The 12,969-nt window shown below is 44.0% G+C and carries 14 protein-coding genes; 11 read left to right on the forward strand and 3 right to left on the reverse strand.

Annotated features, from left to right (window positions below):
• Positions 1-57: 57 nt before the first annotated feature.
• The 9 genes from HPC40_RS06245 (at position 58) to nth (ending at position 8,030) form a co-directional block, all read left to right on the forward strand.
• A complete protein-coding gene (locus HPC40_RS06245; RefSeq protein ID WP_328805309.1) occupies positions 58-918 on the forward strand; it encodes a DMT family transporter in 861 nt (286 codons plus the stop codon).
• A gap of 118 nt (positions 919-1,036) precedes the next feature.
• Positions 1,037-1,708, forward strand: coding sequence for a SanA/YdcF family protein (locus tag HPC40_RS06250; protein ID WP_208118676.1), 672 nt, complete (start codon positions 1,037-1,039; stop codon positions 1,706-1,708).
• Positions 1,709-1,793: 85 nt separating this feature from the next.
• Entirely contained in the window at positions 1,794-2,375 is a 582-nt protein-coding gene (rsxA, locus tag HPC40_RS06255) for an electron transport complex subunit RsxA (protein ID WP_208118639.1), read from the forward strand.
• Positions 2,375-2,977 (forward strand): electron transport complex subunit RsxB, encoded by a 603-nt coding sequence (rsxB, locus tag HPC40_RS06260; RefSeq protein ID WP_408021822.1) that lies wholly within the window; start codon positions 2,375-2,377, stop codon positions 2,975-2,977. The genes rsxA and rsxB overlap by 1 nt, the downstream gene beginning before the upstream one ends.
• Positions 2,970-5,012 (forward strand): electron transport complex subunit RsxC, encoded by a 2,043-nt coding sequence (gene rsxC, locus HPC40_RS06265; RefSeq protein ID WP_208118640.1) that lies wholly within the window; start codon positions 2,970-2,972, stop codon positions 5,010-5,012. Before rsxB ends, rsxC begins: the two co-directional genes overlap by 8 nt.
• The gene (gene rsxD / locus HPC40_RS06270; RefSeq protein ID WP_208118641.1) at positions 5,012-6,076 is read left to right on the forward strand and encodes an electron transport complex subunit RsxD; all 1,065 of its coding nucleotides are present in this window, start codon (positions 5,012-5,014) and stop codon (positions 6,074-6,076) included. The genes rsxC and rsxD overlap by 1 nt, the downstream gene beginning before the upstream one ends.
• Positions 6,076-6,696, forward strand: coding sequence for an electron transport complex subunit RsxG (gene rsxG, locus HPC40_RS06275; protein WP_208118642.1), 621 nt, complete (start codon positions 6,076-6,078; stop codon positions 6,694-6,696). The genes rsxD and rsxG overlap by 1 nt, the downstream gene beginning before the upstream one ends.
• 3 nt (positions 6,697-6,699) lie before the next feature.
• Complete coding sequence (locus HPC40_RS06280; RefSeq protein ID WP_208118643.1) at positions 6,700-7,392, forward strand: electron transport complex subunit E; 693 nt, start codon at positions 6,700-6,702, stop codon at positions 7,390-7,392.
• On the forward strand, positions 7,389-8,030 hold the full coding sequence (gene nth / locus HPC40_RS06285; protein ID WP_208118644.1) for an endonuclease III: 642 nt from the start codon (positions 7,389-7,391) through the stop codon (positions 8,028-8,030). Before HPC40_RS06280 ends, nth begins: the two co-directional genes overlap by 4 nt.
• 1 nt (position 8,031) lies before the next feature.
• Here the strand turns inward: nth and HPC40_RS06290 are convergent, their stop codons facing one another.
• From HPC40_RS06290 to HPC40_RS06300, 3 genes are read right to left on the reverse strand one after another with little or no spacing between them, the layout of a single operon-like run.
• Entirely contained in the window at positions 8,032-8,214 is a 183-nt protein-coding gene (locus HPC40_RS06290) for a YnbE family lipoprotein (protein ID WP_208118645.1), read from the reverse strand.
• 3 nt (positions 8,215-8,217) lie between these two features.
• Positions 8,218-10,941 (reverse strand): intermembrane phospholipid transport protein YdbH family protein, encoded by a 2,724-nt coding sequence (locus HPC40_RS06295; protein ID WP_208118646.1) that lies wholly within the window; start codon positions 10,939-10,941, stop codon positions 8,218-8,220.
• A complete protein-coding gene (locus tag HPC40_RS06300) occupies positions 10,941-11,756 on the reverse strand; it encodes a hypothetical protein (RefSeq protein WP_208118647.1) in 816 nt (271 codons plus the stop codon). The genes HPC40_RS06295 and HPC40_RS06300 overlap by 1 nt, the downstream gene beginning before the upstream one ends.
• A gap of 88 nt (positions 11,757-11,844) precedes the next feature.
• Between HPC40_RS06300 and gloA the strand changes: the two genes are divergently transcribed.
• Positions 11,845-12,252, forward strand: a complete 408-nt coding sequence (gene gloA, locus HPC40_RS06305) for a lactoylglutathione lyase (RefSeq protein WP_208118648.1) — start codon at positions 11,845-11,847, stop codon at positions 12,250-12,252.
• 36 nt (positions 12,253-12,288) lie between these two features.
• On the forward strand, positions 12,289-12,957 hold the full coding sequence (gene rnt / locus HPC40_RS06310; RefSeq protein ID WP_208118649.1) for a ribonuclease T: 669 nt from the start codon (positions 12,289-12,291) through the stop codon (positions 12,955-12,957).
• The last annotated feature ends 12 nt before the right edge of the window (positions 12,958-12,969 follow it).

The raw sequence follows: 12,969 nt of genomic DNA on the forward strand, positions 1-12,969 counted from the left end.
CTTATACCATTTTTGATTACAGTAAAAAGTATGCTACATCATCCAATCAAAGGCGCAGTGACAATGATTCTAGCGGGTATCGTGTTTGCTGCCATTAATGCGTTAACGCAAATTTTAGGGCTACATTCCACAATTAGCTCACAATCAGTTGCGCTTTACCAATACCTTTTCGCCTTACTTTTCCTCGCACCGAGCCTTTTTCGCGCAGGTAAAAATGTGTTAAAAACCCAATATTTGCTGTGGCATATCATACGCGTTGGTATTTCGGTAATTGGTATCCAATGTTGGATTAGTGCCTTGATTTACCCTATTCCCATTTGGCAAGGCATCGCACTCATTATGACCTCACCGCTTTTTGCTACCCTAGGTGCCGCTATATTTTTGAAAGAAAACGTCGGTGCCAATCGCCTATTTGCCACCTTGCTCGGTTTCAGTGGCGCAATGCTCATTTTAAAACCGTGGGCGGAGGACTTTAACCCAGTCGCCCTGTTACCGCTTGCCGCCGCACTTTGTTGGGCGATTTATTCGTTGATGGTTAAAAAACTCTCCGCTCACGAGTCGCCAACGACCATCGTGGTGTATCTATTCATTTTAATCACACCATTTAATCTATTGATGGCCGTCAATAATAGCCTTGTTGCCCCTACTGCCATGGAACTGGGTTACCTCATTTTACTGGGCTTTTTAACCGCAATTGCTCAGCTTGCCGTGGCAAAAGCCTATAATTTAGCCGATGCCGCTTATCTACAACCCTTTGATTTTCTAAAATTGCCACTCAATGTACTCGCTGGCTGGCTTATTTTCTCTGCCGTACCGCCTGGACGCTTGTGGTTAGGCGCAGCGTTAATTATCATTGCCATTTTATATATCACTTATAGCGAAAATGCGGCACAAAAAGCAAAAGTGCGGTCGGCTTAACTTTCTAACCGATTGAAAAATAGGTATAATCGAATCATGCTGACTGCTTGCTCATATTATGCCGAGAAAAAAAACTGATACCGCATCCCCAGAACCACAACGTACGCAACCTCGCTTTATGCGAATAGCACTGCGACCTATTTTGCCCAAACTGCTACGCTACCTTGGGCTGACCGCACTTTGCTGTTTGCTTGGCGTCGCCGTAATCGACATCGGCGTTAGCGTTTATGTGCGTGGTGATGTGTATGAAAATAGTGATGAATTACCTTACCGCCCCTATGGCGTAGTGCTAGGCACTTCCCGCTATTTTAGCGACAATTCGTTAAATTTGTTTTATTACAATCGCCTACTCGCTGCACAAAAATTAATTAAAGCGCATAAAGTCGATTATTTATTACTCAGTGGAGACAACCGCCAAGCCTCCTATAATGAACCACGTAATATGTTCAAAGATCTCCGCAAACTGGGGGTGGATGCTGAGTTTTTATATCTCGACTTTGCAGGTTTTCGCACCTTGGATTCAGTAATCCGTGCCAAAGATATTTTTCACGCACATGCCATGACCATTATCTCTCAACGTTTTCATTGTGAGCGAGCATTATTCATTGCAAAATATTACGACATTAATGCCATTTGTTTTGCCGCAGACTACCCTGAAGGACACTATGGTGTGCGTATACGCGAACTCTTAGCCCGTGTTTATATGCTGTGGGATTTATTCACGCAGAAAAAACCGCACTTTTTAGGTAAACCTGAGCCATTACCTCCCCCGCTGATGGTTGAACCATAAGTTTGCTAAAATAATCACGATCGAGTATTGTTCTATTTAAGAGAAATCGCCATAATAGCATCCTTAATTTTTTGGCATTGAAACGATGATAGATTATCTTTTATTAGTCATTGGCACCGCACTGGTCAATAACTTTGTATTGATTAAATTTTTAGGTTTATGCCCGTTTATGGGCGTTTCTAAAAAAATCGAAACTGCAATTGGCATGGGGCTGGCAACCACGTTTGTCTTAACTGTGGCAAGCCTTTGCTCGTATTTAATTCAGCGTTATATCCTAACGCCGCTTGATGCCAATTTTTTACAAACACTGGTGTTTATTTTAGTTATTGCCGTGGTAGTACAATTTACTGAAATGGTCATCCATAAAACCAGTCCAGTACTTTACCGCTTATTGGGGATTTTCCTTCCGCTCATCACCACAAACTGTGCCGTGTTAGGCGTGGCATTGCTTAATGTCAATCTTTCACATAATTTAGTACAATCCGTGGTGTATGGCTTTAGTGCCTCCTTAGGATTTTCGCTGGTGCTGGTACTTTTTGCTGCATTGCGTGAGCGTTTAGCGGGTGCAGATGTACCAATGCCGTTTCGTGGTGCATCGATTGCATTGATTACTGCCGGGCTAATGTCATTGGCATTTTTAGGCTTTGCTGGCTTGGTGCATAGCTAATGAATATGCTTGCGCAACTCTCCACCATGCACTGGATACTGATTATCATCTCAGTACTTGCGTTGATTTTCGGTGCAATTTTAGGCTTTTCATCGGTAAAATTAAACGTTGAAAGTGACCCCATTGTGGAGAAAATTGATGCGCTCTTACCGCAAAGTCAATGTGGGCAATGTGGATATCCTGGTTGCCGCCCTTACGCAGATGCAATTGCCAATGGCGATGTCATCACGAAATGCGTACCCGGTGGGCAACCCCTTGTCGTCCAATTAGCGGATTTACTCGGCGTAGATGTGCCTAAAACAGACTTTGAAGAAGGTGCACCTGAGATAAAAGTGGCATTTATCCACGAAGAAATGTGCATTGGTTGTACTAAATGTATTCAAGCCTGCCCAGTGGATGCAATTATCGGTGCAAATAAAGCATTGCATACGGTTATTCCGCGCCTATGCACAGGTTGCGAGCTATGTGTTGCCCCTTGCCCAACAGATTGCATCACGATGGAACCCGTGAAAAAAGAGTTAGAACACTGGAATTGGCAATTTGACCGCACTTTAATTATTCCAACTCGAACAATTGAGGCGAAGGAGCAAGAACATGCGTGATTTGCTGCAACGTCTGGAAAGCGGTAAACTCTGGCGTTTCCCAGGAGGCATTCATCCTCGTGAAATGAAATCCCAATCGAATGGCAAACGCATCGCTCGCCTTGCATTGGCGAATAATTTTTATATCCCAATTAAGCAACACATCGGACAATCAGCGACAATCTGCGTAGAGATTGGTGATTATGTTTTAAAAGGACAAGCCTTAACCCAACATGCTGATTATCGCCATGTGCCCGTGCATGCCCCAACATCAGGTTATATTCGCGCAATTGGTTCCTTCCCTGCCAATCATCCATCGGGTTTAAGTGAAACCATGATTCATCTTGAAGCCGATGGTGAAGATCGCTGGATTGAACTCTCGCCAACAGATGACTATTTATCGCTCTCCCCGCAAACCTTAGTCGAAAAAATCCATAATGCAGGCATTGCGGGGCTCGGTGGGGCGGTGTTCCCAAGTGCTAGTAAAATTAATGCCGTCTTATCTGGCATAAACGCCTTGATTATTAACGGTGCAGAGTGCGAACCCTACATCACCTGTGATGACCGTCTTATGCAAGACTATACCGCTGAAATGCTTGAAGGTGTTCGCATTTTGCGTTATCTCACGCGTGCGCAAACCGTGGTCATCGCCATTGAAGACAACAAGCCTCGTGCCATTCAGGCTGTTAAAAAAGCACTGAAAGGTGCAAACGACATTATACTTCGTGTCATCCCTACGATTTATCCATCGGGAGCGTCCAAGCAACTGATCCAAATTTTAACGGGGCTAGAAGTGCCGCAAGGAGCACGCTCATCTGAACTTGGCATTTTAATGCATAATACAGGCACCGCGTTTGCAATTAAAAAAGCGGTCATCGATGGTGAACCGATGATTGAGCGAGTCGTAACCCTAACAGGCGATAAAATTCCACAACCACGCAATTATTGGCTTCGTTTTGGCACGCCTATTCAGCATGTATTAGCGCAGGTCGGTTACCAAGCTGATCCACGGCTGCCTATTTTTGTTGGCGGCCCTATGATGGGCTATATTTTGCCCAATCTCAGTGCCCCAATTACCAAAATGAGCAACTGCATCATTGCCCCAGATCATTTTGAATACCAAGCCCCACCGCCAGAACAAAGCTGCATTCGTTGCTCAAGTTGTTCCGATGCTTGCCCTGTACAATTATTACCACAACAGCTTTATTGGTTTGCACGCAACGAAGAGCATGATAAATCCACGCAATATCATCTTGATGCCTGCATTGAGTGCGGCGTATGCGCTTATGTTTGCCCAAGCCACATTCCACTTATCCAATATTTCCGTCAGGAAAAAGCCAAAATTGCCGACATCAAAGAAAAAGAGCGGTTATCGGAAGAAGCAAAAGTGCGGTTTGAAGCCCGTGAAGCACGCCTATTGAAAGAAAAACAAGCTCGTGAAGCGCGCGCCAAAGCTGCCGCAGAGAAACGGCGACAAGAAGTGGCAAACCAACAAGGCGAAGATCCGGTTAAAGCCGCACTTGAACGGCTCAAAGCGAAAAAAGCCCTTGCAGAGCACCCAGTGCAAGCAACACAGCAAAATGAAAAAGGCGATATTGTGCCTGATAATAGCGAACTAATGGCGCAACGCAAAGCTCGCCGGTTACAAAAACAGGCAGAAAAAGTACAAAATGCGGTTGAATCAACTGATAACGATCCACGCAAAGCCGCTGTTGCTGCCGCCATTGCTCGCGCAAAAGCCAAACAGGCAGAAAAAACACAAAGTGCGGTTGAATCCACTGATAACGACCCACGCAAAGCTGCCGTTGCTGCCGCCATCGCTCGTGCAAAAGCCAAACAAGCGGAAAAAGTGCAAAGTGCGGTTGAATCCACTGATAACGACCCACGCAAAGCTGCCGTTGCTGCCGCCATTGCTCACGCAAAAGCGAAACAAGCGGAAAAAGTGCAAAGTGCGGTTGAATCCACTGATAACGACCCACGCAAAGCTGCCGTTGCTGCCGCCATTGCTCGTGCAAAAGCGAAACAAGCACAACGTAATCATAAGGAAGCTGATTAATGTTTACCCTCATTAGTTCTCCCCATATTCATTCTCGTCAGCTCACCGCACATTTTATGTTGTGGGTCATGCTGGCGATGTTGCCTGCCATTCTCGTGCAGTGCTATTTTTTCGGCGTCGGCGTGCTAATACAAAGTGCATTAGCGTTGAGTTTTGCCTATGTCCTTGAGCTGGCTGTAACACTGCTGCGACGTAAACCGCTCTTTTTTTATGTGAGCGATTTTAGCGTCTTATTAACCGCACTGATTTTGGCGGTTGCGATTCCGCCTTATGCACCTTATTGGATCATTTTGATTGGCATTTTCTGTGCTGTATTACTCGGAAAACATGTGTATGGCGGCCTAGGGCAGAACCCGTTTAACCCTGCTATGGTCGGTTATGTCATTTTATTGATTTCATTCCCTTTGCAAATGACCAGCTGGATGCCGCCCATTGCACTATTAAAAGAGCCGCCATCGCTACATGATGCAATCTCACTTATCTTTTCAGGCATAACCTCGGATGGGTATAGCCTTGCACAATTAGTCGGCACGATTGATGGAATTACGCAAGCCACGCCGCTTGATTCGATCAAAACAGGCCTGAGTCACGCTGTATCCATGCCAACACTACTCTCCTCTCCGATTTTTGCATCTAGCATAGGGCTGGCACAAGGCTGGTGGCAAGTCAATCTCACCTTTTTGCTCGGGGGGCTCTTTTTAGTGTGGAAAAAGATCATTCACTGGCAAACTCCAACCGCACTTTGCCTTGCGCTTTTTATTTGTGCTACTGGCAATTACCTACTGGGGGCAAGCAATGGCATTAATCCTATAGTCACGTTGTTTAGCGGTGCGACAATGTTTTGTGCCTTTTTTATCGCCACCGATCCTGTAACGGGTGCCATCTCACCAAAAGGGAAATGGGTTTTCGGTGCATTAGTCGGTATTTTAATTTATATTATTCGCTATTATGCCAATTACCCTGACGGCGTTGCCTTTGCCATTTTATTAGGCAATATTTGCGTGCCATTAATTGATCATTACACCCAACCTGCCATTTACGGCAGCCATGGGAGGAAAAAATAATGTTTAAAATCACGCTGCGATCGGCCTTGATTCTTGCGTTTGTCGCGTTAGTCTGTACCGCACTTTCACTTGGCGTTAATCAGTTAACGAAAACGCGTATTAACGCGCAACGTCAAGCACAGCAAGAAATGTTATTAAATCAGGTGTTGCCTCAAGGTAGTTATAATAATGCGATTTTACAAAGCTGCCTTCAACCGCACTTTGACTTTGCACCGAATATTCAACAAATTTTTGTCGCCAAAAAAGATAACGTGATCAGTGCTTACGCAATAAAAACGCTCACCATGCAAGGCTATTCTGGTAAAATTGTTGTGCTTATCGGTATGACACCTCAGGGAGACATTTTAGGCGTACGCGTGCTTGAGCATAATGAAACGCCGGGGCTGGGTGATAAAGTCGAGCCAAGCAAATCCGATTGGATTAATCGCTTTAGCAATAAACACTTTTCGTTGAACGAGGTCGCAAAATGGGCGGTGAAAAAAGACGGCGGTGAGTTTGACCAATTTGCAGGGGCGACCATTACGCCACGTGCGGTAATCAATGCGGTGAAATATACCGCAACTGCCGTGTTAGAACATATCGATTCGACCGCACTTTTGCCATTACAACACTGTGAGTAAGTTATGACTGATCAACAACTAACCCTTGATAAATCGCCAGTTGTACTGGAAAAAATCAGTACCGACTGGGCTGGTATTTTTCGACAAGGTATTTGGCATAATAACTCAGCATTAGTGCAATTGTTAGGGCTTTGCCCACTATTAGCTGTATCCAGTTCAGTTACCAATGCACTTGGACTAGGGCTGGCAACGATGCTGGTGCTTATTTGCACTAACGGCATTGTATCCCTTTTCCGTCGTGCGATTCCGCATGAAATTCGCATTCCCATTTATGTGATGATTATCGCCACGATGGTAACTGCAGTACAATTATTGATGAATGCGTTTGTCTATGATCTCTATTTAGCCCTCGGGATTTTTATCCCGCTGATCGTAACGAATTGCATTGTCATTGGGCGAGCTGAAGCATTTGCGTCGAAAAATCCGCTGGCACCATCACTTTTTGATGGCTTTGCGATGGGGCTTGGCATGACCCTAAGCCTTGTTTTGCTCGGCGCAGTCCGCGAAATCTTCGGCAACGGAACGCTTTTTTCTGGATTGGATCAACTTTTCGGTCCTTGGGCAGCTCATTTACAAATTACCATACTGCATATGGATACGACGTTTTTACTCGCAATCTTGCCACCAGGTGCATTTATTGGATTGGGGTTAATTTTAGCGGTGAAAAACATTATTGATAATCGAGCGGCAAAATGAATAAACAAAAACGCATTGAGATTTTAACACGCCTGCGTGAGGCTAACCCGCATCCAACGACAGAATTGAATTTTACTTCGCCGTTTGAGTTATTAATTGCGGTCATTTTGTCAGCACAAGCTACTGATAAAGGAGTGAATAAAGCGACGGCTAAACTTTTTCCTGTCGCCAATACTGCACAGGCTATTTTTGAACTGGGTGTGGACGGTTTAAAGGAATATATCAAAACCATTGGGCTGTATAATAGCAAGGCAGAAAATATTATTAAAACGTGCCACATTTTAAGCCAACAATATCACGGTGATGTGCCTGAAGATCGCCAAGCACTCGAAGCCTTACCTGGGGTTGGGCGAAAAACCGCAAATGTAGTGTTAAATACGGCATTTGGCTGGCCCACGATTGCAGTGGACACACATATTTTTCGTGTCTGTAACCGCACAAAATTCGCACCAGGAAAAGATGTGGTGAAAGTCGAAGAAAAATTAATAAAGGTTGTACCCGCTGAATTTAAAGTGGATGTGCATCACTGGCTCATTTTACACGGTCGCTATACTTGCATTGCTCGCAAACCGCGTTGTGGTGCATGCATTATTGAAGACTTATGTGAATTCAAAGAGAAAACACAATACGATACCTAACCTAATGTTTTTGTGGTGTTTTATCCAAAATCGCTTTGGTGTTATTGTCAGTTTCAATCTGAATTTTATGATCCACTTCCACGTTTAAATTTACTGTAATGCCTGTTTTCGGCGTTTCTAACTGAATTTTTGGGGTACACGCCCACAACACTAAAAGTGCGGTCAACGCTATGATCACTTTCATTACTTATTTTCTCGTTTGTTGTCGCTCAAGCAAATAGTCTAATTGCTGCTCTAGCGTATTACCAAAGTTAATAGAATACCATAAATCAAACAGATTCTCTTTATGGTTATAATTTAATGTAACAGGGTTGCCTTGTGCATTGGTTGCATGAATTTTCGCCTTCATTAAGCCCAAACCATTATTGTGTAAATTCACAGAAATGCTCGAGTCAAATACCGCCATTTCATGCAAAAGATCCAGTAAAATCTGCTCTGTCATGCCTCCTTTGGCTTTCACTTGCTCAACCAAAGCCGGGCTTAATTTAATATGCCATTGATTGTCCTGTTCTATCACACCGTCGCAAATGATACACGTTTTGCCATCAATCCAAAATGGCAAATCGGCATTTAACAAACCTGTGGCAGAAACTTGATTGTATTGCAACAAACTCAGTACTTGTGCAAGATCAATCTGTTGTAATTTAAAATGTGCCACATCACGTTGTGGCAGCGCAAAATGGCTGACACTTAATTCCCCACCAAGCAATGCCAAACGCAATTGTGACAACTTTAAGGGCGATTTCGCACTGTATGGATAATTGCCCTGTACCTTAACCGACAGATCCGTTGCTCGTAAACCATTATTTTCCATCTCTGCCACATTCACTGACACTGGGGCTTTCACGCCTAATTGAAAATGTTGATCAAAATAGCGATACGGTAGCGAAAACGTAATGCCCTTAATCTCACCATCGGGCAGTTTAATTCGCCCTTGCTCAATAGCAAAATGCCCGCCAGCCACCACACCTTGTTCTGGTGTAATAGAAAATGCAGTTTGCCCTCGGATCTGCCCTTGTTTAATCAACCAATTCATCTGTGGCGGAAAAAGTGATTGAAAGACTTTCGCAGACTGTACTGGCCAATAAATATTTCCCTTTAAGCGTTGTTCCTGATAGCGTGCAAATAGGGTGATTGGCCCTAATTTATTCGCACTTAGCTCACCTTTAATCGCTAAATGCGAAAAATCTTTCCCTGAGAGCGTCATCGTCATACTGGGCTGTTCAAATTTGCCCCCATAATCAAACTCAATATAGCGATTGCTGACCACTAAGCCACCTTGTAACGAGTCATGTTGATAATCCCAATGAATTGGCGTCGCAATAGTCATATCCAGCGGTTGAACACGTACACCTGACAACGCAAACGCCGTCATCTGCCCGTCAAATTGTTTAATGTCAATACGATTATCCTGCCACTGCCCACGCCCTTGAAGCGATACGGTGTTATGCAGCACGTTTACCCCAGCACTGCCCCAAAATTTCCATTGCCACATATTCGCAATATGCTCTGTGGATACGCCATCACCTGACCGCACTTTGAATAGGGACTGAATGCCAGCAATAAATTCGTTCGCTTTTCCATCAAGGTGTAAATCAATGCGATTTAATTGATCAGTTTGCCCTTTTAAAATCGCCTGCAAACGCCCATTCACGCCAAATGGACTAATGCTTACCCCTGCTAAAGGCAAGCGTAATTCTTGAATATCAATGTAGTCTGTTTTACCTTGCATACGCAGCAACGCCCCAGATAAAAAGCGTAAGTGCGGTTCGCTCACGCTCCCTTCTAAGTGCATCGGTAATTGCGCATAAAATACTGCATCACCCGATTTCACATTGCCATTGGCTTGAAGTGCCACATGAAGCTGCCCTGCATTGAGCTGACCATTTTTACCTTGAATCACGATCACCCCTTTGCCTTTCTCACCATTCGTTAATAAAGAAAGACGAAAATTCAGCGTGATATCCTGCCCTGTCAACAGGCTTTGCTCATCACGCGTAGCAAGATCGAGATCAATAAAACCGTTTATTGGTTGAGGAACATGTTTATCCCATTGAAATCCTGCTTTTTCAATACGCAGCTGCTTACCAAGCCACTCAAATGGCAGATTTACACGTTTTTCATCATGTCCATCCACCGTTTCAAACAAACTCAACGTGCCTCGTTTTCCCTGCCAATCCAGTGTTATTTTCCCTTGCGGCACGAACACATCGCCCCATCGCCAACGATAGTCTAACTGTGCTTTTTCAGGCAGCTGAGCAATATCCTCCGCTAACGTAGCATTAAACTGCACTGTGTTTTCTATGCCATCATCAGGCTGATAATCCAGCGTACCGTGTAATTGATTACCTTGCAAATGCACACTCGCGCCGAGCAAATTCGCCCCATTGTGCTGTGTAGTTAAGCTCAGCTGTAACCCATCATCTGCTTGGCTAACATTGACCGCACTTTCACTTTGCAGCAACGTACGCAGGCTCGGGTTGTCAATAAGATGAGTGTCTGTAAATGTGAGGTGATTAATTGTGATATGCCCAATCGGAATAAGTGCGGTAAGCGCACTTAATGAAAGCGTCTTATCTGATGTTTCGGCGCGCTCTTCCGTGATCAGTTTATGCACACAAGCATAATTCACTTGCACCTTATCTGCACTGATTTCTCGTGCACGCCAAAAAAATCGCGTATCATCCAACGCAACAATTTGGCAGTGATGCTTTTCAGAAAAAAGTTGCACCTGTGGGGCTGAAAGCCCTTGACGAGAAATCGCCAATTTGGGTTGCCACACAATACGAAAATCAGGAGACAAAAAATGATTTGCTATTTTTTGCAGCCCATCACCGAACACGACCCAACTTAGCAATCCTGTCAATGCAAAAAATGCAACACCTGCTCCGATAAGTAATTTTTTGCCCATCACATACCCGCGCCGATCAAGAGCAATGGCATAACAAGTGCTGACGCTATTTCAACCGCACTTTGCATTTTCTCACCCGCTTTTTTACGAATGCGTGAGCGAATCAACAGCAACGCGACTAGCAAATGGAGGGCAAAATAAAGTGCTATTAATCCAAGGTTTAACCTCACTGGCACATCCGTGGCATAAACCCACGCAAACATTAACACACAAAAAAGGGCGTTACCGATTAACATTAATAGCATTGCCATCGGCAGTAATTGTATAAAATTGGCTAACCGACTACGCGATAATTGCAGGAGATAATATGCCAGCCCAAGCGCAATAATGGCTTGATTAAAGGGGCTTAACACAAGCCACATCATATAATCAAGTCGATAAAGAAGCAAAACATAGCACAGCAGCCCAATGACGCCCGCCACGACGCCAAATAGCAAAATGGCTCGCCGTAACTGCGGATCTTTCGGCTGCTGAAAGGTGCTAAACAGTAGCAGCAATCCCGCTATCGCTTGCCACGTTTGCGGCACAAAAGGTTTAAAAAAGCACAACACCAAAACCATTATCCAATAAAGACCGAGATAAAGTCCCACGTTAGAAAGCCGCCCACGTTGCCCAGGGCAAATCTCTCCTTTTAGAAAAATTAACTGCAAAATACCTTGTGCAAGCAACACTGCACAGCCAAATAACGCAAAAAATCGACTTGGAGAAAGTTGTACTCGTAGTACATAAAAAAGCCCTTCCGCACTGATGAGCAAGGCAATAGGAACAAGGGCGTAAATCAAAAGTGCGGTTTTATTCTCGGTTTGCTGCGACATAAAAAACTCAATATGATAGAATTGTGCTGTATTGCGTTTTAGTATAGCAAAAATAGATGTAAATTTCCCTGTTATATAGGAGTCAATTATGCGAATTTTACACACCATGTTACGCGTTGGAAATTTGGACCGTTCGGTAGAATTTTACACCAACGTACTCGGTATGCGCGTGCTGCGTACAAGTGAAAACACCGAATATAAATACACCCTTGCTTTTGTTGGATACGACGACGAAGATTCAAGCTCCGTAATTGAATTAACCTACAATTGGGGCGTGGAAAGCTATGATCTAGGCACAGCCTACGGTCATATTGCCATTGGCGTAGATGACATTTATGCGACCTGTGAGCGTGTTAAAGCCTCTGGCGGCAATGTCACGCGTGAACCAGGCCCTGTAAAAGGTGGCTCAACCGTGATTGCCTTTGTTGAAGATCCCGATGGCTATAAAATCGAATTTATTGAAAATAAACAAGCAAAACAAGCCTTAGGTTATTAATAAATCGCCCACATTTGTGGGCGTTATTGAGTATTTATGTCTGAAGTTAATGAAACAACATCAAACCCTGTCACAATTGATTTAAATGTATTAAAAAATCGCTTTCGCGGCTATTTCCCGGTAATTATTGATGTCGAAACCGCTGGATTTAATGCTAAAAGTGACGCTTTATTAGAACTTGCTGCCATTACCTTAAAAATGGACAGTCAAGGCTTATTACATATTGATGAAAAATGTCATTTTCATATTACGCCGTTTGATGGGGCGAATATAAACCCTGACTCACTCAAATTTAACGGCATTGATATTGAAAATCCGCTACGCGGTGCCGTCAGCGAAGAGCACGCATTAGGTGAACTGTTTCGTATGGTGCGTCGCACCCAAAAAGCGGCAGATTGTAAGCGTTCCATCATAGTTGCACACAATGCCGCCTTTGATCACAGTTTTATCATGGCGGCAGCTGAACGCTGTGCACTAAAACGTAATCCATTTCATCCTTTTGCCACGTTAGATACCGCCACATTAGGCGCATTTATGCTAGGCAATAATGTTTTAGTAAAGGCCTGCCAAGCGGCCAATATTCATTTTGATCAAAAACAAGCACATGGCGCATTATACGACACCGAAAAAACGGCTGAATTATTTTGTTTTATGGTGAATTATTTAAAAATTCATCAAGGATCACCAATTTTTAATATAAATTGAGTCATTATTTAG

Origin of the sequence: Spirabiliibacterium falconis (genome assembly GCF_014885015.1) — a bacterium.
Taxonomy (GTDB): domain Bacteria; phylum Pseudomonadota; class Gammaproteobacteria; order Enterobacterales; family Pasteurellaceae; genus Spirabiliibacterium; species Spirabiliibacterium falconis.

What these genes read in the sequence shown, in the direction of transcription:
- rsxD (WP_208118641.1), top strand. Translation starts at nt 5,012, where the DNA reads ATGTTTACCCTCATTAGTTCTCCCCATATTCATTCTCGTCAGCTCACC.
- rsxC (WP_208118640.1), top strand. Translation starts at nt 2,970, where the DNA reads ATGCGTGATTTGCTGCAACGTCTGGAAAGCGGTAAACTCTGGCGTTTC.
- nth (WP_208118644.1), top strand. Translation starts at nt 7,389, where the DNA reads ATGAATAAACAAAAACGCATTGAGATTTTAACACGCCTGCGTGAGGCT.
- HPC40_RS06295 (WP_208118646.1), bottom strand. Translation starts at nt 10,941, where the DNA reads ATGGGCAAAAAATTACTTATCGGAGCAGGTGTTGCATTTTTTGCATTG.
- HPC40_RS06290 (WP_208118645.1), bottom strand. Translation starts at nt 8,214, where the DNA reads ATGAAAGTGATCATAGCGTTGACCGCACTTTTAGTGTTGTGGGCGTGT.
- gloA (WP_208118648.1), top strand. Translation starts at nt 11,845, where the DNA reads ATGCGAATTTTACACACCATGTTACGCGTTGGAAATTTGGACCGTTCG.
- rsxG (WP_208118642.1), top strand. Translation starts at nt 6,076, where the DNA reads ATGTTTAAAATCACGCTGCGATCGGCCTTGATTCTTGCGTTTGTCGCG.
- HPC40_RS06250 (WP_208118676.1), top strand. Translation starts at nt 1,037, where the DNA reads ATGCGAATAGCACTGCGACCTATTTTGCCCAAACTGCTACGCTACCTT.
- HPC40_RS06280 (WP_208118643.1), top strand. Translation starts at nt 6,700, where the DNA reads ATGACTGATCAACAACTAACCCTTGATAAATCGCCAGTTGTACTGGAA.
- HPC40_RS06300 (WP_208118647.1), bottom strand. Translation starts at nt 11,756, where the DNA reads ATGTCGCAGCAAACCGAGAATAAAACCGCACTTTTGATTTACGCCCTT.
- rnt (WP_208118649.1), top strand. Translation starts at nt 12,289, where the DNA reads ATGTCTGAAGTTAATGAAACAACATCAAACCCTGTCACAATTGATTTA.
- rsxA (WP_208118639.1), top strand. Translation starts at nt 1,794, where the DNA reads ATGATAGATTATCTTTTATTAGTCATTGGCACCGCACTGGTCAATAAC.
- rsxB (WP_408021822.1), top strand. Translation starts at nt 2,375, where the DNA reads ATGAATATGCTTGCGCAACTCTCCACCATGCACTGGATACTGATTATC.